The sequence below is a fragment of the Parajatrophihabitans canadensis genome (genome assembly GCF_053764775.1).
The window spans coordinates 4,773,626-4,796,940 of record NZ_CM132445.1 but is presented as its reverse complement, the minus strand read 5'-3'; the positions used below and the strand labels follow the sequence as shown (position 1 = coordinate 4,796,940).

The following is a 23,315-nucleotide window of genomic DNA, read 5'->3' as shown; positions in this document are numbered from 1 at the left end:
CGTTTCGATCCCTTTGCCCGACGGGTGTCGAGGGCTTGGGACGAAGGTATCCGGTTCGAGCGACGCGCGGCAACGCCTGTGTGACGCGTTTGTTAGCAACGCCGGGCGGTCACCGCTCGGACAGGTCAGCTGCTTGGGCGAAGCACCTTTTGTTCTACGGCGTCTGAGGACAGGACCGTCCCAATGATTCCGAGATCCGTCCCTGAGCGCTCAGCGACCTCGCGCACCACGGTCACATCCTTGAACATGAATTCCGACAGCCGATCACCGACCGCCTCCACAGACCCCATACCCGCGACGATGCTGAGGGCCCGGCTGGCGCCACTGCCGTGTTGCACCGCCGCGAGGATGGCGCTCTCAGCTATCCCCAGGGATCCCGCGACTCGGACGGCGTCGACGGCAAGGCCGACCTGGGCCACGAACAGCGCATTGTTCACGAGTTTGACCCGCTGGCCGTTGCCGAGTTGTCCGACGTGCAGGATGGGCGAGGCGTACGTCTCGAGCAGTGGGCGCAGCTGTTCGAGCAGGTCTTCGTCGCCGCCCACCCAGAGGGTCAGCGTCCCCGCAACAATGTTGTCGGGGCCGCCCGAGAGCGCGGCGTCCAGCACTCTGATCCCACGGCCCGCGCCCGCCTCGGCCAGTAGCTGTGCCGTCGCTGGATCCGACGTGGTGTGCTGGACAAGGGTGGATCCATCCGGCATTGCTGCAATCGCTCCGTCCGGGCCGAGGCACACCGACCGCACCTGATCGTCGGTCAGGACGGCGACAAAAACCACGTCGGCGTCGTGCACCGTCGCCGCGACCGTGTCGGCTCCGGTCAGCCCGTCAGCCTCGGCGGTTGCCCTGGCCTCCGACGTGCGCACCAGGACAGTGACCTCATGACCCGCAGCCACAAGGTGGTCGACCATCGGTCGACCCATGCGACCGGCACCGAGGAATCCGACCTTCACTATGCCTCCCGATTGCGTCCAGAGAGCAACACCGTAGTCGTTCGTAGCGACCGGGAGGTGGAGACGTGAGTTTCTGTACTGAAATAGCCTGGTTCGCTGTTGCGGCTCGGCGGCGATCTCGACTCGATTTCGAGCCCGAGGTGCCGGCTCAGGCGCGCGTTCGGAGGGTTTGGACGCCAGGGCCCGCCAGCTCGTCCAGCGCGGCCTTCCGACCAGAGGCGGCGAGCAACAAGGAGACGGCCGGGCCTTGGACGATCGGGCCGGAGCCGAGCGAAAGCTCCGTATCGGTGGCTTCGAGAGTCACACCCGCGACCCGGGATCGGCCGCCGATGATCGCGTTGCTCTTGGCGTAAAACGCGAGAGCCCGGGCGACCTCGGGTAGCGGGTACTCGTGTTTGATGCCTACCGCCCGGCGGATGTCCTCGCCGTGTACGAACGCCTCACCGAGCCACGTCTCCTTCGGGCCCGGCGGCGCGGTCTGGCGCGGTTGCGCCGCGCGGAAGGCGGCCAACGTAGCCGACGACCCCCCGCTGCCCTCGATAGCCACCTGATTGGCTGTGAACCTGTCGAACTTGAAGCCGGCGGCAGCGAACTTTGCAATGAACTTGGGCGGCGTCATCTTCGCGGCCGAAGTCAGATGAGCCAGTACCTGATGGACGTTCCATTCGCTGCACATTGTCGGCAGCGCCCACTGCTCGTCGGTCAGGTCGGTCAGGCTATCGGCGAGAGCCTGCCGCTCGGCGTGAATCGTGGGCCAGATGCTGTCGGTCACGGTTGGGCTCCTAGGTAGCGGCGAGGGCGCTGGTTTTAGACGCCCACGAATATCGACGAACGAAGTCGCGCCAGATCGACAGCCGAGCCCGCGGTCAGCTGTATTTCTGCTCGCGATCGATGCCAGTAGTCCCTGCTGAGCCCTACGCTGTCGAGGTGCGCTGTACCGGGCGCCGGCTGATGGGCTTCACCAACTGTGGAGGTTAGGGATGACGACCCAACTCGCGACGCCTCTTCAGATCGTCGAGTCCTACTTCGACATTCGTCTTGATCGTTCTGGTCTCAAACGGCTTGAGCGTAGCTCCGACGACGAGTGGATTGACTTCAGCAAGCACTATCTAGCGACGATGGACCGGGACTTCGAGGCACAATTTCTCGCTGGTGCGAACGACCAGGACCGGTCGTTGCGCCTTTACTTCGAGCCTCGGTTGGCCCATGCCTGGGACTCAGCAGTCCGTCACTCGTACACGCCGACAGCACTACTGGGTGTCAGCCCGGATGTCGGCCTCGCACGTGAGGTGAGCCGCGACGACGTATCGCGAATGCTGACTCCACTGAAGAAACACCTGCTCATAGCGGACTCGATCTACCTTCGGGATAGCTTCTATTACTGCTTTGACATGGTCGCTGAAAACACTCATCGCGGGCGCTGGCGTGACGACCCGAATACGGTCAGGCTCGTTGCCGACAGCATTCGCAGGCTCAAGGCGTGGCTCCCCGTCCTCAGCGAGCTCCGCGCACTGATCGAGTCGCGAGCCATCGTTTTCATGCCTTACTACCTGACCCCGTCATTCCCTTTCGCCGGTGATTCGCCTGCGCTCAAAGAATCTCTGCAGAGACTCAAGGTGCGAGCTCATCCGGACGCCGCCCGGGGCGGTGCCGCACCACCTCGCATGGACTTCGACCTCGATCCGGAACACCTCGAGCGCGAAAGGCAAAGGGTTCTGGCCAAGATGGGCGAGAGCACCGACGGCGAGACCGGCCCGGGGTACTTCAGCGAGACGGAAGTCGTGGGTGCGTGGCTCAACGCCAGACTGCTCGGGCTTGATCCAGTGTTTCCGAATCGGGCCATGTTCGATTGGGCCGCGGACCTCTACTTTGACGAAGGCCCAGGTCCAGGAGAACTCACCAGCGACCTTATTACGATGGACATTCTGCCGTTCGGCAAGGCTGAGGGCATTGGGCTGGACGATCTCTTGAAACTGCGGAAGAACGAGGAGGTCTTCGCGCACGTCCGCAGCACTGTCGTCGACTGTCAGGCGTTCCTGGAGCAGGAAGTCGGGCTGGACTCGTCACGGCAGGGAGTCAGTGCCGCATGCGACTCGTTCATCCGGGAACGGCTCGATGGCTACGAGCGTAAGTCAGTTGTCAGGTTCATCGACAAGCATCCCGTGGCGGGGATCGCGTTCTCCGCTGCTCTGGGCGCCGCGTTGTTGCCGGTGGCGCCGATCGCTCCGGTGCTACCGGTGATCGCGGGTGCCGTACTGACCCCGCAGATCGCACTCCTGGCGCAGCGCCGACACGACCCGAAACGCCGCGCTGTCAGCTATCTGCAAGCCCTGCTCTGAGCGTGACGCTGAAGCCTGAGCAGAGGAGACTTATGCGACGTTATTTACATACACCTCAGTTGGACGCTACTCTCGGCGTCCTTTGTCTGTAGGCCGCGAGGCCTTGGCCCCGAGGGGACCCGATGGGGTTTCGGCGCTCGCTGTTCATCTTCGTGTGCGCTGTCGCCTTCTGCGGCGGACTGATAAACCTGCCAGTCCAGGTGAGCGCGGGCGCCGACGCGCCGTCTCCAGGAGCCTTCGTCTCAGTGCCGCCGACTCGGTTGTTGGATACGAGGTTGGCTGGGGGGTTGGTGCCGGCTGGTGGGGTGCGGTCGGTGGTGGTGGCTGGTCAGGCGGGGGTGCAGGTGTCGGGTGTGTCTGCGGTGGCGGTGACGTTGACGGAGACGGCTGCGGTGGCTGCGGGTTATGTGACGGCGTATGCGCATGGTGCGGGGGTTCCGCGGGTGAGCAATGTCGATTATGTGGCGGGTCAGACGGTGGCTGATTCGGCGATTGTGCCGGTGTCGGCTGATGGTTCGATTGATGTTCGGGTGAGTGCGGCGACGCAGTTGATTGTGGATATCTCCGGCTATTTCGTGGCGGGTGCGCCGGTGGTCGATGGTGGGTTCGGTGCGGTGGCGCCGACTCGGTTGTTGGATACGAGGTTGGCTGGGGGGTTGGTGCCGGCTGGTGGGGTGCGGTCGGTGGTGGTGGCTGGTCAGGCGGGGGTGCCGGTGTCGGGTGTGTCTGCGGTGGCGGTGACGTTGACGGAGACGGCTGCGGTGGCTGCGGGTTATGTGACGGCGTATGCGCATGGTGCGGGGGTTCCGCGGGTGAGCAATGTCGATTATGTGGCGGGTCAGACGGTGGCTGATTCGGCGATTGTGCCGGTGTCGGCTGATGGTTCGATTGATGTTCGGGTGAGTGCGGCGACGCAGTTGATTGTGGATATCTCCGGCTATTTCGTGGCGGGTGCGCCGGTGGTCGATGGTGGGTTCGGTGCGGTGGCGCCGACTCGGTTGTTGGATACGAGGTTGGCTGGGGGGTTGGTGCCGGCTGGTGGGGTGCGGTCGGTGGTGGTGGCTGGTCAGGCGGGGGTGCCGGTGTCGGGTGTGTCTGCGGTGGCGGTGACGTTGACGGAGACGGCTGCGGTGGCTGCGGGTTATGTGACGGCGTATGCGCATGGTGCGGGGGTTCCGCGGGTGAGCAATGTCGATTATGTGGCGGGTCAGACGGTGGCTGATTCGGCGATTGTGCCGGTGTCGGCTGATGGTTCGATTGATGTTCGGGTGAGTGCGGCGACGCAGTTGATTGTGGATATCTCCGGCTACTTCACCGGCGAACCGGCCGACACGACCGCACCGGGTCCGGTGACAGGCTTGACCGTTGCCGCCGCGAGCGAGACGTCGATCTCTCTGTCTTGGACAAACCCGACGACAGCTGACTTCTCCAAGGTGATGATTCGGCGATCGGCGGGCTCGACCCCGCCCGCAAGCCCATATGTGGGCACCGAGGTCGGCGACCTAGCAGGCTCGTCGTTTGTGGACTCCAATATGCTACCCGGAACGCCCTACAGCTACGCATTGTTCGCGCATGACGCGGAACCGAACTACGCCTCAGGCACGGAGATCAACCAGTCCACGGCGGACCTTCAGTGGTCCCAGCCGTCGGCCATCGATCCGTATATTGGCGCTCCAACCGACGTCTCGTGCACGAGCGCAACGTTCTGCATGTCTGTTGACAGCAGCGGTCAAGCGCAAAGGTTCAACGGCACGTCTTGGAGCGCGCCGGTCATGGTCGACCCACAGCAAGAGATCTACGCAGCGCAGGGGTTTATCGCGATCTCGTGCCGTGGCACGACTTTTTGCATTGCCGCTGACTCCGAGGGCAAGGCATTCCGGTACAACGGAACCAGCTGGTCGAAAGCAGTGCAGGCGACGGCCGCTGGCAGCGATCTGCGCGCGCTTTCCTGCCCTTCGACGACAAATTGCACCGCGATTTACAACAACTTCAACGGTGGCAATTCCCTTTACGTCGTCACCTACAACGGGGTCAGTTGGAGTTCGCCGCGAAAGGTATTCGCCTCAGGCGGTCTGGTTAGTATCTCGTGCCCGTCGACCGCATGGTGTATGGCGGTCGGCCGGTCCGCAGGTGGACTGAGCTATGCCGTTCGTATCACGGCGACGGCAGTCACGGCGACGGTGATAGAACCGGGCGGATATAACACCAGCGCAGTGTCGTGCCCGACGACGACGTTTTGCGTCGCGACCGACAGCTTCGGTAAGTGGCTGAAGTACAACGGCACCAGCTGGAGTGCGCTTGGTGTCGTCGATCCGTCCAATGGCTTCCAGGGGACCTCGGTGTCGTGCGCCAGCGCGACCTTCTGCGTGTCTTCCAGCATCAGCGGTGATATCGCTCGCTACGACGGCAAAAGCTGGTCCCTTCCAGCGAGGCCTGCCGTACCCGATTGGTACAACGTTCGCGTCTCCTGCGTCTCCGCCGTGTTCTGCGTCGGCATGAGCCCGGACGGTTACTGGACGCGCTGGAGCGGAACCGCCTGGACGAGCCCGGCCCGCTATGACAACACTTTCGGTGGGATGAATCAGATCTCCTGCGGATCGCCGAGCAGCTGCGAGGCGCTCGACGAACGTGGCAACGTGCTCAGCTATAGCAACGGAGTCTGGACCAAGCCGTCCCGAATTGGAAACGGCCTGCAAGGTATCGACTGTCCGACGGCGACAATGTGTCTCGCAACCGATAGCCAAGGGGGAAGCAGGCTACTGCGCAATGGGACCTGGTCCGCTGCGACCTCGACGCATCTTCTCACAGGTCCCCCGACTTGCTCGAGTCCGACGTTTTGTATGGCGTTCTCGAGTGACGGACGGTACGTGGTCTTCAACGGCTCGAGTTGGAGCAACCCACAGGCGATGCCGGGCCGTGGCGACGTCAGCAACCCGGAGGCTGGCAGCTGCCTTTCATCGTCGTTCTGTATCGCAGTGAACTCGGCCAACGCGTGGATGCGGTTCAACGGCAAGACGTGGTCTGCGCCCGTACCGATCGACCGGTCGCTGGGCCTGTTCGGCATCTCAGTCTCGTGCACCGGAATCTCGCAATGCATCGCAGTCAACTCCAGCGGTGCGTCCTACCTGTTCACGGGCACGTCCTGGCGGCGACTGCCACAAAGCGAGAGTTACTACATCGGCGTTGACTGCAAGGCGGGTCATCTGTGCACTGCACTCGATAGCTTGAACGCACTCCATATTTTCAATGGGACCTCCTGGGATCCCTTGCCCGCGCAACCCGTCGGGCTCCTTTCTGAGGACTCCGCGAGGGCGGCGTCCTGTCCTGCTGTCACCACGTGCTTCGTCATCAGCCACGAGTACGTGGCGCGGTCCAGCTGACCCGAGCAGAACACACGAAACCACGAATCGTGTAACGCTCGGCATCCCTACGGTGCCGAGCGTTACACGATTCGCCGATTGAGGTCCGGGTTAGATCGTTCCTGAGCAGAACGGGCTGTCAGCGACTGGCGTGAAGGTAGTGCCCTGCAGCTTCACGGCCCACAAGCAGCCCTGGCTCGGTGCGTAGTTGTTGAAGTCCACCTTCATGGGTGACAAGAGTCCGTCCTCGTCGAAATCGTTGACCTTGCGCAAAGCATCCATGTACGCCTGGCGGGACGGATTCGGACCGGCGGCCTGAAGGCCACGGACGAAACCAGAAGCGGCTTGGTAGGCAGACTGGATGGCGAAGGTCGGAGTGCCGGTGTAGCCGACTGCAGCGAGGTTCGCTTTGAGCTTCGCCGTTGCCGGAGTGGCCATTTCGATCGGCTCACCGCTGCTTGCGAAGTAGTAACCCTGCGCCGCTTCGACCGCCGCTGGCGACTTCAGCAAATCGCCGCCGTAGCCGGTGGCCAGGAAGACCACCTTCGGCTTGGCACCTGCAACGCGCAGAGCCCCAGCCAAGGCAAAGCCGGTGTTCGGGTCCACTGGCATGTAGACCCCGTCGACGCCGGCGTTCTTCATCGCCAGCGCGATCGGAGCTACGTCGGTACTGCCGAACTTCACACCGGTCACGTAGCCGCCCTTGAGGCCCGCGGCCTCGCATGACTTCAGGACGTTCGTCGCTGCTTTCTGTGAGCTCGGAGAGTCGGAATAGCCAATCGAGCCGCAGTTGGTCGCGCCGAGGGTCTTGAAGAACTGCCCTGTGTTTGCGTAAACCTTGTCGAAGTCGCTGACACCGATCGTTTGGAACAGGTTGGTGTTCTTTGGATCCGACCACTCGTTTCCGTCAAATCCTGCCCCAACGACGGGGATTCCCGCCTTCAACGTGTACGCCTCGGCGCCGTACCAACTTGAGGTGACGCTGAGAATCGCGAACACCTTGTCGTCCTGGACGAGCTTCTGCGCCGCGGTGAGCGTTGCGGCGGGTGAGGTCTGTGAGTCCGCCATGACGTATTCGATTTTCTGGCCGTTGACGCCGCCAGCGGCATTGATCGCGTTGAAGTAAGCCTTGATTCCGATCTCTGTGGTCGCGAAACCGGAGGCGCCACCGCCTGTCGTGTCGGTTACTACACCGACCTTGATGGTCCCGCCCGCAGAACTGGCGCTGCTGCTACCGCCGCCGCTCGCATTGCTGCTACTGCTGCTTTTCTTCGACGAGCTACACGCGCTCACCGCCAGCACTGCAGCGACCACCGCGGCCGAGATCGCAACATACTTGGTACGCCTCACACGAGCCTCCAGTTGTTGTTCCGAACGGACACCGAAGCCGGATTGTGGAAGCAACGCGCCGAATTGCGCTTGCGAGGATCCCGAGACGGCCGCGGCCGAAAAGCTGAACGTGGCGCGAACGTAGCCGTGATTTGCGTCTCACGTCAAGGGAAAGTTTCAGCATCGTAACAATCAATATCGGTTTTGCAGACGTGTTGCCTACTTTTTCGGTGCGGTCTTCATAACTTTTCAAGGCACCTTCACCCACAATCGCCTGGCGCGCCCTTCCGACGCTCTGGCGGAGTTGAGTTATAGAAGAGGTCGTCCTAGAACAGTGACCCGGGCGCAGAGCTACCTCACGTCAGGCGAGCCAGTCAGTACGATCGCTGCCATGGCAGAGCCCGCCCGCCGACCCGGCCGTCCACATGACCTGACCATCAACGAACGAGCCCTAGTGGCAACCTGCGAATTACTGGTCCAACGTGGCTTCGAAGCGACAACGATTCAGGCGGTGGCGGCGTACTCCGGCGTGCACGCCTCCGCGATCTACCGACGCTGGCCCTCACGGTACGAACTGATCCAGGAGGCAACTTTCCCGGGGTTCAAACCCCACCGCGTACGTCCAACCGGAGATCTCCGCCGCGATCTACGCCGCTTCATCCGTGCCTTCGACGCGGCCTTCAGCGCGCCTGCCGCACGCGCAGCGGCGGCGGGCCTGCTCACCTACCACCAAACGTCCAACCCTTCCCGGACGCCCGAGGTATATCTGCGCATCTCTGCGCGGCCCCCGTTTCGGGACATCCTCTACGCGGCACCGACCGGAAGCGTCGACCCCGAAGTGGACCCGGACGACGTCTTCGACATGCTTCTGGGAGCAATCGTTACCCGCACATTGTTGATGAACGTCACGAGCCGACCTCGGCCGCTGGAGCGCGTCGTCGAGATGGTGCTTCGGCTGTTGCAGCCGCTCGATTTGTCCGCGGGTAGCTTGCCTACAACGCGGTAGCGGGCGTGCGTTGAGGTCGCGCGGCCATGGCTCGAACGTAGAGCCGCTCGACTGCGCCCATGGCATGATCCGGCGTGACCGTCGGCCGGATGGCGATGGCGTTCTGCCGAAGCCGCTTCAGCTCGTTGGGGTGGCTCACGAGTTCTACGAGAATGTCGACCAGGTCCGCCGCGTCCGTGGCCAGTACGCCGTCCACGCCGTCGGCGATGAAGTCGGCCAATCCGTTTCCGCGAAAGCCGATTACCGGCAGGCCCGCGGCTCGGGCTTCAAGCGCAGCTATGCCGAACGACTCCTGGCGCGACGGGGCGATGAAGACATCGGAGTTGTGCAGCAGCGTCCGGACGTCGGCGGGCTCCCGATGACCCAAAAGCGTGACCCAGTCGCCAAGGCCGAGTCGGTTCAGTTGCTTCTGCAGGTCATCGTGACGGGGCCCCTCGCCGACGATGTCCACGCACACCCGGGTGCCCACCGAGACTCGTGAACGTACGAGCGCCAAGGCATCGATGAACTCGTCCACGTGTTTGCGCTTTTTCAGGCGGCCGACCAGGATCATCCGGACCTCGCCTGCATCGAAATGGGAATCAATGCCTGCGTCGAGTTCGTTCGGCTTCCACCAATCAACATCGACTAGATTCGGGACGATCAAGACCTCACCCGCGCGCGGTAATGTGCGGCGCACGCGCCCGGCCGCGACCGTGCTGACGCCGGACCAGGTCGCCCTGATGCGCCCCCAACCAAAGGGCACGAAACACAGCCGAGTGGCCATGGCGACCTTCCACCACAACGAATGGACCGTGATAGCAACGGGAATACCTCGTCTGCTGGCGGCTCGAACGACATAGATCGCGAGCGGTGAGACGACGGTCAGGTGTGCGTGCACGACGTCTATCTGGCCGCCGTCCAAAACTTCGGCGACCATTCGGTAGTCCCGCCACGGAAAGGCAACGGTCAACCAGCGTCCGGCTCTGGCACGCGCGACATGCAGATCGAGCTCGGCGTGGTCATGAACAGCAGTGATGACCGTGACGTCATGACCGTCGGCTTGTTGGTTCAGGGCCAAAGCCTCGACCTGGCGTTCGATTCCACCGACGTCCGGTGCGAACGAGTCGGCCACATGCACAATTCTCATGACGCGTCCAAACCTTGCAGAACGGCAGGCACCATCGACTCGACGGGGGCCAGGCGCACCGGCAGCGACTGCAAGCCATACACGATCGACAGATCGCGGAACTGCAACTCTGCAGGTTTCACGGCGAGCTCCATCGTGGGGAATCGGCGGCCAAGCTCGCGGAACGCGACCTGCAACTCCATCCGTGCGAGTTCTGATCCCACGCAACGATGAAAGCCGTGGCCGAACGCTAGATGAGAGCGCCCGGCTCGTCGCGGCTCGAAGCGGTCAGGAAGCTCGCCGAACGCAGCGTCTCGGTTCGCACCGGAGAGCGAGCAGACCACGACGTCGCCGGCTTTGACGCTCTTGCCGAAGAGATCCATGTCGGCGCGGGCGAACCGCGGGAAGGCGATCTGGACGACGCTCAGGTACCGCAGGAGCTCATCAACGACGCCCGCGACAGCTCCATCATCCTTGCGGATCAACTCGAACGACTCAGGATCTCGGAGCAGGCACAACGTTCCCAGGGCGATCATGCTCGCCGACGTTTCGTAGCCGCCGGTGAAAAGCCCGTCGGCGAGACCCGCGAGCGCGAGGTCGTCGACGTCGTCACCATGATCGCGAATGATGGCGCCGATGAGTCCGTCACCGGGGTTGTTGCGCTGGTTGCGGACGGCGCCCAACAAGAAGTCGCGAGACTGCGACATGGCGCCGAAGGTGCCCGCGCCGCCGCCATTGACATCGAATCTCGCCGAGCCGAGCTCCCGGAAACGCTCACGGTCCTCGACCGGCAGGCCTAGGAGTTCACAGATCACCAGAAACGGGATTGGAAACGCGAACTCCGATACGAGATCTACCACCGCGCCGCTGGAGTTCAAGAGATCGAGCTGGTCGCCAACGATCTGCTCGATTCTGGGCAGCAGCGCGGCCAATCGACGGCCCGTGAACTCCGGCGTGAGAAGGCTCCGGAGCCGGGTGTGGGCGGGTGGGTCGGTGAAGCCCAGGCCACCAATCGGCTGATCGGTGCCGCTGCCGAGCAGCGAGCGAATGTCGGTGCTGTAGCTCTTGGTGTCGCCGAGAACCGCTCGAGCCTGCTCATAGCCAGTCACCAGCCACACGTTCATTCCGAACACCCGACTCAGCTTGCTCACCGGTTCGGCAGCCCGCAACTCACCGAGGGCAGTCAAGGGGTCCAGCCCGTCCCGACGGATAGGCATCACCAGCTTCTGAGGCAGTACGGAGATCCCGGAAAGACCAGACCGCCGCCCGGCAGATGTGAACAGCAGTCGGCGGGCCAACCATCGGCGCACCGGTAGGGGCGATCTCAGCGTCGCAGTCCTGACGTCCGGCGAGTCGGGTCATTCTCGTCACCGCTGAATGGATAGCTCACGGCAGGCCCTCGGCCGGTACTAGCTGGTGGCCCGAGGCCCATCATTCTCCCTCTCGTTGCATACCCGAATGACATCACAGATTGACCCGCGCGCCGTAATCGGTGACCCTCGACTGCGCTGCAGACCTCGTAACGGCGGTGCAAGGCTCGTAACGGCGGTGCAGACCTCGTAACGGCGCCTCCACTTAACTATTGCCATAGTAGTTGTCGGCTGCGTTGCTCGTACTGACCCCCGTGGCCTGGCCCTCGCCGAACTCAGGGACCAGGAAACGTGGGGCTTGCGCTAACTTCGCAGGCAGTAGTTTGCAAGGCGTGACTGGACTACAGCTTCCGATTGAGACTGAACGCCTGCACCTTCGTGCTCATCGCGCCGGCGATCTCGAGTCGTTGCTGAGTTACTACTCAGATCCAGTGGTGGCCCGCTATCTGCCATGGGGCCCCTGGTCTCGCTCTGACGGTGAGCAACACCTCCAAAAGCGCCTTCAGCGGACCGGCATCGGCAGCCCCGGTGCCGCGCTGGGGTTGGTGGTCGAGCGGGCAGGTCACGTCATCGGCGACGTCGTCCTGTGGCCCGCTGACGAGACGCTCGAGCGCGGCGAGGTGGGCTGGGCCTTCCACCCCGATGCTGCCGGCCGCGGGTATGCCACCGAGGCAGTGCGGGTGTTGATCGACGTGGCCTTCGATACCTACCGAATGCGTCGCCTCATCGCCCAACTCGACGCCCGCAACGTTGCCTCGGCGAAGGTATGCGAACGAGTCGGCATGCAGCGGGAGGCGCACCTCCGCCAGGACTACTGGTCCAAGGGGGAGTGGACGGACAATGTCATCTACGGCCTGCTCGCCGATGAGCGGCAAGGACCGCCGGCGTCGGTCGGCGGTTGATAGCTCAATCTCCGGGTGCCACCGACGTCGACATCGCCAACACTGCCCTCAGTGGCTCGTTGGCCCAGCTGATCATGGCTTCGGCGAGCGCGTTCAGGGCGACATCTCCGGCCCGAATCATCGCAGTCGGCTCATGAGTTGGAATCCGTCGTCCAAGGGGGCGCAATCCGATCTCGGTGCTCGACGACGACCAGGGATTGAGTTCCAAGTCCACCGGCCACCGTCGCCAACGCCAGCAGAGCCGCGCAGAACGGCTCCGCAGAGGTTGTCTCGGCTTGCCGGTAACGATCGCATCGCCCCGCGCCAGCAGTCTGGTGCCGAGACGATTCATATCCTCGGCCGCCGGTTGGAGCTGTTGTGCATCGAATGCTGCCTGAGCAACTCGTGGGGGCAGGTCAACAACCAGATTCATATATAAACAAAGGGAACGACTCGACTCGAACACAATCAACCCCCGAATACCTGCAGGCGACTTCGGAACAGACCCTGAGCGGTCACGTAGTCCAGAGTGAGCCACCTCGGTGACGATGGCGTGACTGTACGTTCACAAGCGCAAAAACATTCTTGCGGGAGTCGGGGATCCTTCCGCGCCGCCGGAGGTCGCAGCGGCGAACGGTGATGGTCAGCCTTACGGACCGTCGGAGTAAGAGAGCTCGTGTACCTGGCTGAAGATGGAGCGCTGGGAGGTGTCTCAATCACCGACCGAGGCGGCCGCGGCCAGGATCGCGTCGATTGCCACCTGTGGGTGGGACACCATGGAGACATGTGAGCCGGCGACTTCAGTGATCGTTGCGCCGGCTCGCTGTGCCATGCGCCGTTGGGTGTCGGGTGGGATCACGCGGTCCTCGGTGCCCACTACAGCCCAGCTCGGAATCGTCTTCCAGGCAGCGGTAGCCGATGCGGTGGTGTTCGCGCTCAGGGTGATTGGTCGTTGGCTTTGCACGATCAACCAACGGTCGGCCTCGGGCAGGTCCTGAGCGAAGTAGTTGTGCACCGTTTCAGGCTTCAGGAACGCCTCGACATCACCCTCAGGTGCGCCCGGGTAGCCGGCCAGGTCGAGGACGGTTGTCGGGTCGGGTACGTCTAGTGCCGAACCGGACCCGCCAAGGATTTGAAAGACTGTCTCGCCAACCTCGGGGACGAAGGCGTCGACGTAAACGAGTGCTTTGACGTCGCCACCTTCGGTCGCGGCGTTGGTGATCACGAAGCCGCCGTAGGAGTGACCGACCAGGACAACCGGTCCGCTTGTGCGTTGGGCAAGGAAGGATGAGACGTAGGAGGCGTCGGTCGCGCCGCGCAGCAGATTCGTCGGTGTGAAGATGCTGAAGCCCTGGCTATGCAACTCGGACGCGACGGCGTTCCAGCTGGAGCCGTCGGCCCAGGCGCCGTGTACCAGGACGATCGTGGGCTTTGGCATGTGTCTCCTCGTCGAGTCGTCACGCGTTAGCTAGTCGCACTCAGCGTACGGGCGATCGGTCCCGTGGTACACCAGCAAGGTCTTGGCAGTGCTTGACTGGGCCAATCATGGATCTTGATGACGTGGTGCCCAATCCGCAGTTTCGGATGCGTCACGCACGCACGGTCCGAGCGCCGATCGCGGTTGCGTGGGACGAGCTGAACCGAGTGCCCATGTCTGCGCTTCCCCTGGGGCTAGCCCTCGAGTGGGTCCGCCTTCTGCCTGCGCGGCTCAGTGGGCGCAAGGTTCCACGCCTGGCTGGCCGCACTTTTCTCGACGTGACGCCCATTCCGATTCTCTTCTCCCGGCAGCCGGACGCCGTTATCGAGGCGGGCCTCAGCCAGGCTTGGCGATTGCTCGGAGGAAGCCGGCCGCCAATTCTGGACGCGTCGGCGTTGCGGGCTTGGACGCAACCTGGATGGATAAAGGTTGCAATGGAGTTTCGCCTTGCCTCCACGTCAGTTGGGACTCTCGTGAGTACCGAGACCCGAATCCTCGCGACCGATCCGAGGACTCGGCGAGCCTTCGGCGTCTACTGGTTCGTGATCCGCGGGAGCAGTGGTGCAATTCGTCGCGAGGTATTGCGAGTAGTAGCGCGCCGCGCAGAGGAGAAGGCAAAGGCGCCATGACGGAATCGGCCAGCACACCGAGGGCAAGCTCGGCGCATCGTTGACCGATCCACCTACGCGTCGTACGCTGCACATACAGGCTGTAGGTACGGGCGCTGCGAGAACCCTGTCGACGTCAGATCAGCTCGATTCCTCAGCCGTCTGGTGACCAACCGAAAGGTGACTAACTCATGAGTGATGCGTCGGAAATAACCGTCGAGGCGGCCGGGGTGCCGGTGCATGTCAGGCGAGTCGGCAGCGGACCGAATGTGCTTTTCATGCACGGCGTTTACGTGAACGGCTCGGTGTGGGATGACGTGGTCGACCTGCTCCAGGGCGAGGCGACGTGTTGGGTCCCAACGCTGCCGCTGGGCGGTCACGATCAGCCGCTCGGCCCGGATTGGCAGCCGACCCTGGAGAGCATTGGCGATATGACGCTCGACCTCATCGATGCGCTGGAGCTATCCGACGTCACGGTTGTCGGCAACGACAGCGGTGGCGGCTTCGTCCTGTTGGCGCTGGCGTCGGATCGCCCTGCAGTGAGCAAGATCAGCCGGTTGGTATTGACGAATTGCGATAGCTATGACCACCTTCCACCGACCTCCTTCAATCCCTTGATCGATCTGTGCCGGCAAGATCCCGCCGCGGCTCGTGGGCAATTGCAGCCGATGTTGTTCTCCGACGCCGGACGTGAGCAGTTCATGGGCAGCATTGCCAGCAAGCACCTTTCCTCCGATCGCATCAACGCCATGTTCGGCAACGAGGCTGTGCTCGACGATGTGGTTAAGGTAACCGCGACACTCAAGCCGTCACCGGTCCAGCAGGCTATGGCGTGGTTGTCCGAGGTGCAGATTCCGACAGATCTCGTCTGGGGGGACGCCGATGTCTTCTTCCCGCCGAGTGATTGTGATCGTCTCGCGGCAGCCCTGCCGAACACGACGGTCACGTGGCTCCCGGGTGCAAAGACCTACACGCAGCTGGACGCGCCGGACGAACTCGCACGCGTGATCCGGAAGTCGCCCGCGACCTGATCGGCGACCGATAATGACGATGGAATCGCCGATGGATGACCCGATGAACTCCCCGATGGACGGCCCAGCCTTCACGGTGCAACAGGTACGGCTTCCGACCTCGACGGTCGAGGTGCGGCGTTACGGCAGCGGTCCCGATGTGCTTTTCATTCATGGGGTGTATGTCACCGGCCGCGTCTGGGACGACGTGGTCACCATCGTGGCTCAGACACACACCTGTTGGGTGCCGACCCTGCCGCTCGGTGGCCATGGCGTCCCGCAGAGCCCCGGCTGGAAGCCTGATCTCGACGAGCTCGCGGCACTTGTGCCGCAGTTGATTGATGCTCTCGACTTGCAAGCACCAACGGTTGTCGGCAACGACTCGGGTGGCGGCTTCGTCTTGCTTGCCCTCGATGGCTCGTTGCCGGCCATGCAACGGGTCACCAGGCTCGTCCTGACGAATTGTGACAGCTATGACCATCTGCCGCCGAAGGCCTTCGGACCATTGGTGACGCTGAGTCGGCGGGCACCGTTCGTTGTGAGACCGCTGCTACGGCTGCTGCTGTGCTCAGGCCGAGGTCGGCGCCAGTTTCTCAAAGGCGTCGCCGCTCGGCCGGTGCTACCGGCGCGTATCGCGACGATCTTTGGTGGTACGAACGTGCTCGCAGACGCGGTGAAGGTCACTGCCGCGCTGAGGCCGACGGATGAGCAGCAGGCGATGGCGTGGTTGCCGACGGTGCAGATCCCGACGACCTTGGTCTGGGGTGATGACGATGACTTCTTCCCCAAGGCGGACGCCGAACGGTTGGCTGCTGCGCTGCCTAACACGGAGATCACTTGGGTTGCCGGCGCCAAGACCTACGTCCAGCTCGATGCGCCAGAAGCTGTTGCTCGTGCGATCTCAGGCTGAGGGCGGCTCAGGGAGCGCGGCCCGGCCTGACTCGCGCATCGTCGTGCCAAACTGTACGGATGAGCAGGAGCGTGCAGCGTAAACCACCCTCGCAGCCGGCACGCGCCATGGCCGTCGCCGAGCGAGCCGAGGCGACCCGCGAAGCACTGATCGTCGCGGCCCGGATTCTGTTTGTCGAAAAGGGCTATTACAACACGGGCACTGAAGAGATCGTCGCTGCCGCAGGGGTCGGCACGAGGGGCGCGCTGTATCACCACTTCGCCGACAAGCGGGCGCTGTTCCGCGCAGTCTTCGAACGGGTGGAGCACGATCTGGTCGGCGCGGCTGGCAAGACCAAACCGGCCGCTGACGCCTACGGCCGGCTGCGTGACGGGTTGCTGGGATTTCTCGATGCCTCGCTGACCCCTGAAGTTCAGCGCGTCCTGCTGATCGATGGTCCCGCCGTGTTGGGCTGGCAGGACTGGCGTCAACTGGAGGAGCAATATGGCCTCGGCAGTATTCAGGGCCTGCTCGATCTAGCCATTGCCGAGGGCACGATAGCCGCTCAACCGACCGGCGCGCTTGCCCACATCCTGCTGGCGGCGATCGACGAAGCGGCGCTCTACATCGCCAACGCGAAACAGCCGAAGAAGGCCCGCGACGAGGCAGTCCAGGTGGTGAAGCGGTTGTTGACGGGTCTGGTGGATAAGCCAGCCTAGCCACGGTGGCGGCCGATCAACCTCCTTGACTTTCCTGATGGGAAACTCTATCGTTACTTTCCAGTCAGGAAAGTGAAGGAGGTCGGAACGTGGAACGTCCGGTGACACAAGAGGAAGCCCGAGCAGCGCTGGATGCGGTAGAGCATGGACGGCGGCGGGTGATCGACGAGATCGACGTTCCCAGCTGGTACTGGTGGGGCCTGGCCGGCTGCTGGATTCTGCTCGGTGTCCTCGCCGACGTGGGCAATCCGTGGGTGACCTCGGGCGCCACCCTGGCCTTCGGTGCCGCACATGCAGCCATCGCGCCACGCGTCGTCGACGGTCGGCACCGAAGCCACAATCTCAGCGTCAGCGCGGCCGTCGTGGGGCGGCAAGTGCCGCGATTGGTCATAGGTGGCCTGGTCATCATGACCGCGGTGACTGTTGGTGCTGCGCTCGCTGTCAACGCCGACGGTGCACGGCACCCGAGCATCATCGCCAGTATTTTCGTGGCCGCGATCGTTGCACTCGGCGGGCCGCAACTATTGGCTGGCGTCCGGCGCAAAGCGGCACGGGCTGCCGGGCCAGCATGACCGAGGCACGCTTCGACGAGCTCATCCACCCCAGCACGCGCCTTTCGATCGTATCGATTCTCGCGGCCGCCGATTGGGTCGAATTCGCCTTTATTCGCGATCAGCTCAGCCTGTCCGACTCGGCGCTTTCCAAGCAGCTGTCAACACTTGAAGATGCTGGCTACCTGCACATCGAACGTCCGGTCAGCGATCGCCGGCGGCGCGTCCGAGCCCGCCTGACCGACACCGGCCGAGCCGCCTTCGAGGGTCACGTCGCCGCGCTGAGGGCAATCGTTGCGAACGCCGAACTGCAGGCTCCGCTTCGCTAGTTCGGCCCGGCAGAGCCGGTTCGGCGTACGAATCCCCGTTGAGTCGTGTCAGTTCGCCGCCCGAGGAATGTCTTGGCCCGTAGGGCGATACTCGACGAGCAGCACCCGGCCATCCAGTGCTCGGTGATTAACCAGTTCGAGATCGGCTGAGGCCATCTCCGAGAACGCTGCTTCGCGCCCTGAGTCCCCGGCGATCAAGGGAAAGGTCATCAGGCGCAGGCGCTCGACCAAGCCCGCGCTCATGAGTTGTTTGGCCAGTGACAGGCTTCCCATGGTGCGAAGCGGAACATCGCTCTCGGCCTTCATCTTCGGAATCGCCTCGACCAGATTTTCAGAGCAGATCCGAGTGTTGGGCCAGGCGGCTTCCTGCAGAGTCCGGGAGAACACGACCTTCTCCAGCCGGCTCATCCTGGGCCAAGAGTCGCCATGCGCCTCAGGAGGGAGAGCGGCGAGAGCTTCGTAGGTACGGCGCCCCATGACCACAACCTGTGGTGCGTCTAGCTCGGACGTGATCCATTCCTGTAGTTCTCGGCCGAGATAGCCGAAGTATCCAGGCAAGCCGTCCGACCCGGCCCACCCGTCGACGGAAAGGAATACGTCAACAGTCAGGGTGCTCGTCATGTCCGCCTCCTTTGCCGGAGGTTCCTAAATGCCCTTTGCCAGCAGAGCATCCAGCGCCCGGTAGCTCTCGTTCAAACCGTCTTCCATACCGGTCGCGATCATCCCGTCGCGTTCCTCAGGCGTGTGGAACTGCGATTCGGTCACGAGCTTCGTCCGGCCATCGCCCAGGTCTTCCAGGGTGACTGTGTCGATCGAAACGTAGGCCGGCATGCCGTCCCACTCGAAGGTGTAGACAAGGCGTTCGGGTGCGGTGATCTCTCGGAAGCGACCTTCGAAGCCATCGACGCCTTCATCATGGTGCTCAACGAATCGCCAATGACCACCGACCTGGAATTCCCAGCGTTCGATGTCGAGTTGGTTGCCGCGGCCCCACCACTGGGCGATCAGGTCGCGTTCGGCGAAAGCGGCCCATACGCGTTCGCGCGCAGCATTGAAGATGCGTTCGATGTGGATCTCGCGATCGCCTTTGAGCGTAACCCGTGCCGGGACGGGAGCAGTTTTCGCTGTCATGACTTCGTCTCCGTTCGGTTGAGGAACTCTTCGAGACGGTCCATCCGGGCGTTGACCATCGAGCGATACGCGTCGATCCACGCCAGCTCGCGATCAAGGGAGTTTCTGCTTAACTCGCAGTATCTCGTTCGCCCATGTTTCTCGGTTACCACCAAATCTGCTTGTTCCAGCAGCTGAATGTGCTTGCGCATGCCGGTCAACGTCATCTCAAACTTCTCAGCAAGCTCGCTGACCGTTGCTCGACCTTCACCGAGTCGGTGCAAGATGCCACGTCGCGTCGGATCGGACAACGCTGCGAACGAAACATCTAGAACCGAATACTGAACCATCCAGTTCAGTATTGCTCTGGTGCCACGTCAATGTCAAGGGCAAACCGGACTGATCAGGTGCGCTCAAGCGCGAGCCGGCCCGCGAGCAGGCCGGACAGAGCCGTCGGTGAGCAACTCGAGGATGACGAAGATGCGCCGCCGCATTCCGACCTTCGCGCATGCGACCGGGTTGCCGATTGGGTCTCTACTGGTTGCCCCGGCTCGCCGGTTGGCGCAAAGTGGTGTGATGAGCAGGAAGAGATGGAAAGACCTGAGCCCCCGCACCCGTCGCGTGATCATCTCTGTCGGCACTGTCGAGGGCATGCTCAAGAGCGCTGCTCTGTACGACTTGGCGCGGCGGCCGGCGCGGCAGGTCCGCGGCCCGAAGCTGGCCTGGGTGGCCGCAATTACATTGATCAACTCGTTTGGCGCGGTGCCCGTCGTTTACTTCGTCCGGGGTCGACGTCAGTAGCCGCATCGCCGCCACCGTCTGGCGTCCGCCTACCTTTTTCTGAACGCTCCTTCACGCGGCGGACTCGATCAGGCACACTGTGCAGAGTTGCACGAGGACGGCTACCCGAGTGGGCATGCCGGAGATGGCCTGGACGACTGGCGCAATCCGGCGCCCGTTGCCGTGGCAAGATCACACAGCGCGGGCGCGTCCAGCCCGCAGGAGGAGAAGAACGATGGCCAACAACCTGGAACTCCTGCACCTGGAATCTCTCGGCGAGAACCGGTTCTCGGTTCACCAGCCGGAAGGGTCACCCGAAGGCGGCAACGTCGTATTCGGTGGTCAGCTCATGGCCCAGATAATCATGGCCGCAGACGCCGAGTGCGGCGGCAGCAAATACGTCAAGTCGATGAACACGGTGTTCAGCCGGGCGGGCTTGTACTCCGAGCCGATCCACCTGACGGTGGAGCCGTTCCAGTCCGGGCGTACGTTCGGCGCGGATATCGTCACCGCCTGGCAGGGTGAACGACTCCTGACGCGCGCTCAGGTCATGCTCAGCAGCGACGAACCGGATCTCATCACCCATCAAGTTGAGCGCCCAGACGTCTCGAACCCGGAAGACGGCGAGACGTCGCCGGCTATCGCGTTCCCCGGAGCCGACGTTCGCACCGCCAAACTCCCGTCCGACACCGCGAACGGCGTTTCCGTATCGGCGTTCTGGACGCGTATGCCTGAGCCGGTCGGCTCCTTGGCCGCGAGCCAGGCGATCGTTGGCTACGCGACGAACGGTCAGCTCATCGAACTAGCGATGCGCGGGCACGACGACGTTGTTCGCATCCAGGACGCGCACCTCACTCTGACCACCGGCGTCGTGAATCACACTTTGAACTTCCATCGGGAGTTCGACGCCGGCGACTGGACGCTCATCGTGCAGGAAGCGACCTTCGCCGGTAAGGGCCGGGTGCACGGGCGCGGGACGATCTACCGACAGGACGGCGCGCTGGTGGCAACCTTCTCCCAGGACAGCATGGTGAAGCCAGGCGGTCGGGGCCCCGGCTCGGCGTTGTAGCGCCCAGCTGACCGCCCGCCCGGCCAGGGTCCGGGCATAGCCCAGTTGGCTATGCCCGCACCACGCGGTCAGCCTTCGTCAGTGGGCTGCGAGGTCGAGGCGGCGGGCCAGTGATTCGCGGTGCGCTGCCGAGTCACCGAGCAGGGCCTCATCGAGCTTTGCCCGACGCAGGTAAAGGTGAATGTCGTGCTCCCAGGTGTAGCCGATTCCGCCGTGCAGATGCAAGGCTGTCTCGCCGGCGAGCGGGGTGGCCTCTGAGGTGTAGGCCTGCAAGACGTGCGCCTGTTCGGCAGCTTCTTCCGGGTCGGCGGCAGCTGCGGCAGCGACCAGCGCAGCCGCGGACTCCTTAGCGACGAAGAGATCTACGCACAGGTGCTGCACTGCTTGGAACGAACCGATGTGGACACCGAACTGCTTGCGGACGCCTGTGTATTCGACCGCGAGCTCGACCATCGCCCTGAGCAGCCCGAGCTGATCGGCGCCGATCGCCACCGCGCCGGCAGTCAGCGCGACGGCGAGGCCGGATGCAACATCGGTGCCGACGATCGTTGCCGGCGTGTCGGCGAACGTCAGAGTGCACAGTCGCCGCGTCAGGTCGATGCTTGGCAGCACCTCTACCGTCAGGCCCGGTGCGCCCGCCTCGACTACCGCGAGATCGGTCCGCCCGTCGACGTCGACTGGCACCACGAACAGGTCAGCAAGCTGGGCGTCGAGGACGTAACGAACGGTGCCCGACACTGTGGTGCCACCGGCCTGCAACGTCACCGTCGGCACCGCGTCGTCAAAGGGCCGGTCGAGAGCGGTAACCAGCGTGGCGACAACGGAGCCGTCGGCCAACTGGGGAAGCCACTCGGAACGCGCGCCCTCGTCCGCGCACTCCAAAAGCGCAAGCGTCGCCAACACCGAGCTGGCCACGAGTGGGCCGCCCCACAAGCTATGGGCGGCCTCTTCCAGAACGATGGCCATTTCTCGCAGCGAACTTTCCTGCCCGCCGTAGGCCTCTGGAATCAACAGACCCTGGGCACCGACCTGCTCGGCCAGCTGCAACCAGGTCTTGGTGTCGTAGCCACGCGGGTCGTCGAGAAATTCGCGCACCGTCGAGATCGGATTCTTGCGCGTGAAGAAGGACGCGACGACCTCGCGCAACGCGGTCATCTCGGGAGTGACAGTTAGATCCATCGGAAGGCCTCCGGCGTTCGAGCAATCGTTGGTGGGATGGCGCGGCGAAGCGTGGCGCGGTGATTCTTGGGGCGGTGATGCATGCTGCACTGACCGTTCGTGCAGTTAGGACGACGGCATTCCAAGCACGCGCTTGGCGAGGATGTTCTTCATGATCTCGGTGGTGCCGCCGGCGATGTCAGCCGACCGCGCGCCCAGGTAGGCAAGCTCCGCATCGTCGTCCGCGCCGGTGAGCGCTGCCATGCCGCCGAGAGCGACACGCGTCGCCGCCAGCCGCTGGGTCACCTGGCTGTGAAGCAGTTTGATGATCGACTGCTCGGCTCCGGGCTCGCCGGTGGCGACGATGGACGCCAGAGACCGGTTGCCGAGGGCGCCCAGCAAGCGGCCCTCGACAAAGCGCCGCACGAGCTGGTCGCGGTTGTCGGCTGACAACGCTGGGGCACCGGCGGCCGCGGAGTTTGCCGAAACCAATGCCTCGACCTCTTGCTCGATGTCTTTGGCGAAAGCCACCACGCCCGAACGCTCGAATGACAGCGTCGTCATGGTGACGCCCCACCCGCCGTTCATGGGCCCGAGCAGCGAACTTCGCGGCACTCGGACGTCGGTGAAGAAAACCTCGGCAAACTCTGAGCCGCCGGTGATCTGGCGGATCGGACGCCGCTCGATACCGGGAGTGTCGAGTTCGATCAGCAACGCCGAGATGCCCTTGTGCTTCGGAGCGTCTCGGTCAGTGCGCACCAGCAGTTCCATGTGGTCGGCGCGCATCCCGGAGGACGTCCACACCTTCTGGCCGTTGATCACGAACTCGTCGCCGTCGAGCTCCGCGCGAGTTTGCAAACCTGCGAGGTCGGAGCCGGTGCCGGGCTCGGAAAAGCCCTGGCACCAGATTTCGTCGCCACGCAGAATCCGTGGCAGGTGTTCGCGCTGCTCTGGCGTGCCGTACGCGGCAATCGTCGGGCCCACGTTCTTGACCCCGAAGATGCCAGCGGTTCGCGGAACGTGATTCTCGGCCAGGACCGCTGCGCAGGCCAACGCCGACAGGACGTCGAGGCCCCGGCCGCCGTTCTCCACCGACCACTCGGGCGCCACCCATTGACCGGTCTGCATGATTCGCTGCCAGTCGAGGGCTGCCTCAAAGGAGTCCTCGCCGTTCCAGCGCGCCCGCCAGTCCGGCAGATTTTCCGCTAGAAATTCCGCGAGTTCCTGAGCTGGTGCGGGGGTGTCAGACATGTGCCCTCCCAATAGAGCGACG

General features: G+C 63.5%; 24 protein-coding genes. 12 read left to right on the top strand and 12 right to left on the bottom strand.

Annotated features, from left to right (window positions below; all coding sequences use genetic code 11):
- Positions 1–125 precede the first annotated feature (125 nt).
- Positions 126–950, bottom strand: a complete 825-nt coding sequence (locus tag ACSMXN_RS23050) for an NAD(P)-dependent oxidoreductase (protein WP_022915055.1) — start codon at positions 948–950, stop codon at positions 126–128.
- 148 nt (positions 951–1,098) lie between these two features.
- Positions 1,099–1,722: a maleylpyruvate isomerase family mycothiol-dependent enzyme gene (locus tag ACSMXN_RS23045; RefSeq protein ID WP_022915054.1), complete on the bottom strand. Its 624-nt coding sequence runs from the start codon at positions 1,720–1,722 to the stop codon at positions 1,099–1,101.
- A 208-nt stretch (positions 1,723–1,930) separates the two neighbouring features.
- On the opposite strand from ACSMXN_RS23045, the gene ACSMXN_RS23040 reads away from it, so the two are divergent.
- Together ACSMXN_RS23040 and ACSMXN_RS23035 are read left to right on the top strand one after the other, a co-directional pair.
- Positions 1,931–3,289 (top strand): hypothetical protein, encoded by a 1,359-nt coding sequence (locus ACSMXN_RS23040; protein ID WP_022915053.1) that lies wholly within the window; start codon positions 1,931–1,933, stop codon positions 3,287–3,289.
- 122 nt (positions 3,290–3,411) lie between these two features.
- Positions 3,412–6,669 carry a hypothetical protein gene (locus tag ACSMXN_RS23035; protein WP_455407642.1) on the top strand — a complete coding sequence of 1,086 codons (3,258 nt, stop codon included), beginning with the start codon at positions 3,412–3,414 and terminating at the stop codon, positions 6,667–6,669.
- Positions 6,670–6,759: 90 nt separating this feature from the next.
- On the opposite strand, the gene ACSMXN_RS23030 is transcribed toward ACSMXN_RS23035, so the two are convergent.
- Positions 6,760–7,998: an ABC transporter substrate-binding protein gene (locus ACSMXN_RS23030; protein ID WP_022915254.1), complete on the bottom strand. Its 1,239-nt coding sequence runs from the start codon at positions 7,996–7,998 to the stop codon at positions 6,760–6,762.
- Positions 7,999–8,368: 370 nt separating this feature from the next.
- On the opposite strand from ACSMXN_RS23030, the gene ACSMXN_RS23025 reads away from it, so the two are divergent.
- The gene (locus ACSMXN_RS23025) at positions 8,369–8,983 is read left to right on the top strand and encodes a TetR/AcrR family transcriptional regulator (RefSeq protein ID WP_035944650.1); all 615 of its coding nucleotides are present in this window, start codon (positions 8,369–8,371) and stop codon (positions 8,981–8,983) included.
- On the opposite strand, the gene ACSMXN_RS23020 is transcribed toward ACSMXN_RS23025, so the two are convergent.
- A complete protein-coding gene (locus ACSMXN_RS23020) occupies positions 8,970–10,112 on the bottom strand; it encodes a glycosyltransferase family 4 protein (protein ID WP_022915256.1) in 1,143 nt (380 codons plus the stop codon). The two genes, ACSMXN_RS23025 and ACSMXN_RS23020, sit on opposite strands and share 14 nt — an antisense overlap.
- Entirely contained in the window at positions 10,109–11,308 is a 1,200-nt protein-coding gene (locus tag ACSMXN_RS23015; RefSeq protein ID WP_081649335.1) for a cytochrome P450, read from the bottom strand. The genes ACSMXN_RS23020 and ACSMXN_RS23015 overlap by 4 nt, the downstream gene beginning before the upstream one ends.
- A gap of 485 nt (positions 11,309–11,793) precedes the next feature.
- On the opposite strand from ACSMXN_RS23015, the gene ACSMXN_RS23010 reads away from it, so the two are divergent.
- Positions 11,794–12,363, top strand: coding sequence for a GNAT family N-acetyltransferase (locus ACSMXN_RS23010; RefSeq protein ID WP_022915258.1), 570 nt, complete (start codon positions 11,794–11,796; stop codon positions 12,361–12,363).
- Positions 12,364–12,367: 4 nt separating this feature from the next.
- On the opposite strand, the gene ACSMXN_RS23005 is transcribed toward ACSMXN_RS23010, so the two are convergent.
- Positions 12,368–12,577 carry a hypothetical protein gene (locus ACSMXN_RS23005; RefSeq protein WP_155958538.1) on the bottom strand — a complete coding sequence of 70 codons (210 nt, stop codon included), beginning with the start codon at positions 12,575–12,577 and terminating at the stop codon, positions 12,368–12,370.
- A 477-nt stretch (positions 12,578–13,054) separates the two neighbouring features.
- On the bottom strand, positions 13,055–13,780 hold the full coding sequence (locus ACSMXN_RS23000; protein WP_022915260.1) for an alpha/beta fold hydrolase: 726 nt from the start codon (positions 13,778–13,780) through the stop codon (positions 13,055–13,057).
- 107 nt (positions 13,781–13,887) lie between these two features.
- Here ACSMXN_RS23000 and ACSMXN_RS22995 point away from each other — a divergent pair, with 107 nt between their 5' ends.
- The 6 genes from ACSMXN_RS22995 to ACSMXN_RS22970 all read left to right on the top strand — a co-directional run bounded on the left by ACSMXN_RS22995 (position 13,888) and on the right by ACSMXN_RS22970 (position 17,925).
- Positions 13,888–14,448 (top strand): hypothetical protein, encoded by a 561-nt coding sequence (locus ACSMXN_RS22995; protein WP_022915261.1) that lies wholly within the window; start codon positions 13,888–13,890, stop codon positions 14,446–14,448.
- Between the two features lie 170 nt (positions 14,449–14,618).
- Positions 14,619–15,458: an alpha/beta fold hydrolase gene (locus ACSMXN_RS22990; RefSeq protein ID WP_022915262.1), complete on the top strand. Its 840-nt coding sequence runs from the start codon at positions 14,619–14,621 to the stop codon at positions 15,456–15,458.
- Between the two features lie 31 nt (positions 15,459–15,489).
- Positions 15,490–16,347, top strand: coding sequence for an alpha/beta fold hydrolase (locus tag ACSMXN_RS22985; protein WP_155958539.1), 858 nt, complete (start codon positions 15,490–15,492; stop codon positions 16,345–16,347).
- A 59-nt stretch (positions 16,348–16,406) separates the two neighbouring features.
- A complete protein-coding gene (locus ACSMXN_RS22980; RefSeq protein WP_081649330.1) occupies positions 16,407–17,045 on the top strand; it encodes a TetR/AcrR family transcriptional regulator in 639 nt (212 codons plus the stop codon).
- A gap of 89 nt (positions 17,046–17,134) precedes the next feature.
- Positions 17,135–17,617, top strand: coding sequence for a hypothetical protein (locus ACSMXN_RS22975; RefSeq protein WP_022915265.1), 483 nt, complete (start codon positions 17,135–17,137; stop codon positions 17,615–17,617).
- Positions 17,614–17,925, top strand: a complete 312-nt coding sequence (locus ACSMXN_RS22970) for a transcriptional regulator (RefSeq protein WP_022915266.1) — start codon at positions 17,614–17,616, stop codon at positions 17,923–17,925. Before ACSMXN_RS22975 ends, ACSMXN_RS22970 begins: the two co-directional genes overlap by 4 nt.
- 48 nt (positions 17,926–17,973) lie before the next feature.
- Here the strand turns inward: ACSMXN_RS22970 and ACSMXN_RS22965 are convergent, their stop codons facing one another.
- The 3 genes from ACSMXN_RS22965 to ACSMXN_RS22955 are packed head-to-tail and all read right to left on the bottom strand — an operon-like array spanning position 17,974 to position 19,385.
- Positions 17,974–18,546: a dihydrofolate reductase family protein gene (locus tag ACSMXN_RS22965; protein WP_022915267.1), complete on the bottom strand. Its 573-nt coding sequence runs from the start codon at positions 18,544–18,546 to the stop codon at positions 17,974–17,976.
- Between the two features lie 24 nt (positions 18,547–18,570).
- On the bottom strand, positions 18,571–19,056 hold the full coding sequence (locus tag ACSMXN_RS22960; RefSeq protein WP_022915268.1) for an SRPBCC family protein: 486 nt from the start codon (positions 19,054–19,056) through the stop codon (positions 18,571–18,573).
- On the bottom strand, positions 19,053–19,385 hold the full coding sequence (locus ACSMXN_RS22955) for a metalloregulator ArsR/SmtB family transcription factor (RefSeq protein WP_022915269.1): 333 nt from the start codon (positions 19,383–19,385) through the stop codon (positions 19,053–19,055). The genes ACSMXN_RS22960 and ACSMXN_RS22955 overlap by 4 nt, the downstream gene beginning before the upstream one ends.
- A gap of 226 nt (positions 19,386–19,611) precedes the next feature.
- Between ACSMXN_RS22955 and ACSMXN_RS22950 the strand changes: the two genes are divergently transcribed.
- Positions 19,612–19,836, top strand: a complete 225-nt coding sequence (locus ACSMXN_RS22950; protein WP_027139915.1) for a DUF5652 family protein — start codon at positions 19,612–19,614, stop codon at positions 19,834–19,836.
- Between the two features lie 214 nt (positions 19,837–20,050).
- Positions 20,051–20,884 (top strand): acyl-CoA thioesterase domain-containing protein, encoded by an 834-nt coding sequence (locus ACSMXN_RS22945; protein WP_022915271.1) that lies wholly within the window; start codon positions 20,051–20,053, stop codon positions 20,882–20,884.
- 78 nt (positions 20,885–20,962) lie between these two features.
- Here ACSMXN_RS22945 and ACSMXN_RS22940 read toward each other — a convergent pair whose 3' ends face one another.
- Together ACSMXN_RS22940 and ACSMXN_RS22935 are read right to left on the bottom strand one after the other, a co-directional pair.
- Positions 20,963–22,063 carry an acyl-CoA dehydrogenase family protein gene (locus tag ACSMXN_RS22940; RefSeq protein WP_022915272.1) on the bottom strand — a complete coding sequence of 367 codons (1,101 nt, stop codon included), beginning with the start codon at positions 22,061–22,063 and terminating at the stop codon, positions 20,963–20,965.
- Between the two features lie 105 nt (positions 22,064–22,168).
- Positions 22,169–23,293, bottom strand: coding sequence for an acyl-CoA dehydrogenase family protein (locus tag ACSMXN_RS22935; RefSeq protein ID WP_027139916.1), 1,125 nt, complete (start codon positions 23,291–23,293; stop codon positions 22,169–22,171).
- Positions 23,294–23,315: the final 22 nt, after the last annotated feature.

What these genes read in the sequence shown, in the direction of transcription:
- ACSMXN_RS23015 (WP_081649335.1), bottom strand. Translation starts at nt 11,308, where the DNA reads ATGCCTATCCGTCGGGACGGGCTGGACCCCTTGACTGCCCTCGGTGAG.
- ACSMXN_RS22950 (WP_027139915.1), top strand. Translation starts at nt 19,612, where the DNA reads ATGAGCAGGAAGAGATGGAAAGACCTGAGCCCCCGCACCCGTCGCGTG.
- ACSMXN_RS23025 (WP_035944650.1), top strand. Translation starts at nt 8,369, where the DNA reads ATGGCAGAGCCCGCCCGCCGACCCGGCCGTCCACATGACCTGACCATC.
- ACSMXN_RS22940 (WP_022915272.1), bottom strand. Translation starts at nt 22,063, where the DNA reads ATGGATCTAACTGTCACTCCCGAGATGACCGCGTTGCGCGAGGTCGTC.
- ACSMXN_RS22935 (WP_027139916.1), bottom strand. Translation starts at nt 23,293, where the DNA reads ATGTCTGACACCCCCGCACCAGCTCAGGAACTCGCGGAATTTCTAGCG.
- ACSMXN_RS23020 (WP_022915256.1), bottom strand. Translation starts at nt 10,112, where the DNA reads ATGAGAATTGTGCATGTGGCCGACTCGTTCGCACCGGACGTCGGTGGA.
- ACSMXN_RS23000 (WP_022915260.1), bottom strand. Translation starts at nt 13,780, where the DNA reads ATGCCAAAGCCCACGATCGTCCTGGTACACGGCGCCTGGGCCGACGGC.
- ACSMXN_RS22965 (WP_022915267.1), bottom strand. Translation starts at nt 18,546, where the DNA reads ATGACGAGCACCCTGACTGTTGACGTATTCCTTTCCGTCGACGGGTGG.
- ACSMXN_RS23040 (WP_022915053.1), top strand. Translation starts at nt 1,931, where the DNA reads ATGACGACCCAACTCGCGACGCCTCTTCAGATCGTCGAGTCCTACTTC.
- ACSMXN_RS22945 (WP_022915271.1), top strand. Translation starts at nt 20,051, where the DNA reads ATGGCCAACAACCTGGAACTCCTGCACCTGGAATCTCTCGGCGAGAAC.
- ACSMXN_RS22970 (WP_022915266.1), top strand. Translation starts at nt 17,614, where the DNA reads ATGACCGAGGCACGCTTCGACGAGCTCATCCACCCCAGCACGCGCCTT.
- ACSMXN_RS22985 (WP_155958539.1), top strand. Translation starts at nt 15,490, where the DNA reads ATGGATGACCCGATGAACTCCCCGATGGACGGCCCAGCCTTCACGGTG.
- ACSMXN_RS22980 (WP_081649330.1), top strand. Translation starts at nt 16,407, where the DNA reads ATGAGCAGGAGCGTGCAGCGTAAACCACCCTCGCAGCCGGCACGCGCC.
- ACSMXN_RS22995 (WP_022915261.1), top strand. Translation starts at nt 13,888, where the DNA reads ATGGATCTTGATGACGTGGTGCCCAATCCGCAGTTTCGGATGCGTCAC.
- ACSMXN_RS23035 (WP_455407642.1), top strand. Translation starts at nt 3,412, where the DNA reads ATGGGGTTTCGGCGCTCGCTGTTCATCTTCGTGTGCGCTGTCGCCTTC.
- ACSMXN_RS22960 (WP_022915268.1), bottom strand. Translation starts at nt 19,056, where the DNA reads ATGACAGCGAAAACTGCTCCCGTCCCGGCACGGGTTACGCTCAAAGGC.
- ACSMXN_RS22990 (WP_022915262.1), top strand. Translation starts at nt 14,619, where the DNA reads ATGAGTGATGCGTCGGAAATAACCGTCGAGGCGGCCGGGGTGCCGGTG.
- ACSMXN_RS22955 (WP_022915269.1), bottom strand. Translation starts at nt 19,385, where the DNA reads ATGGTTCAGTATTCGGTTCTAGATGTTTCGTTCGCAGCGTTGTCCGAT.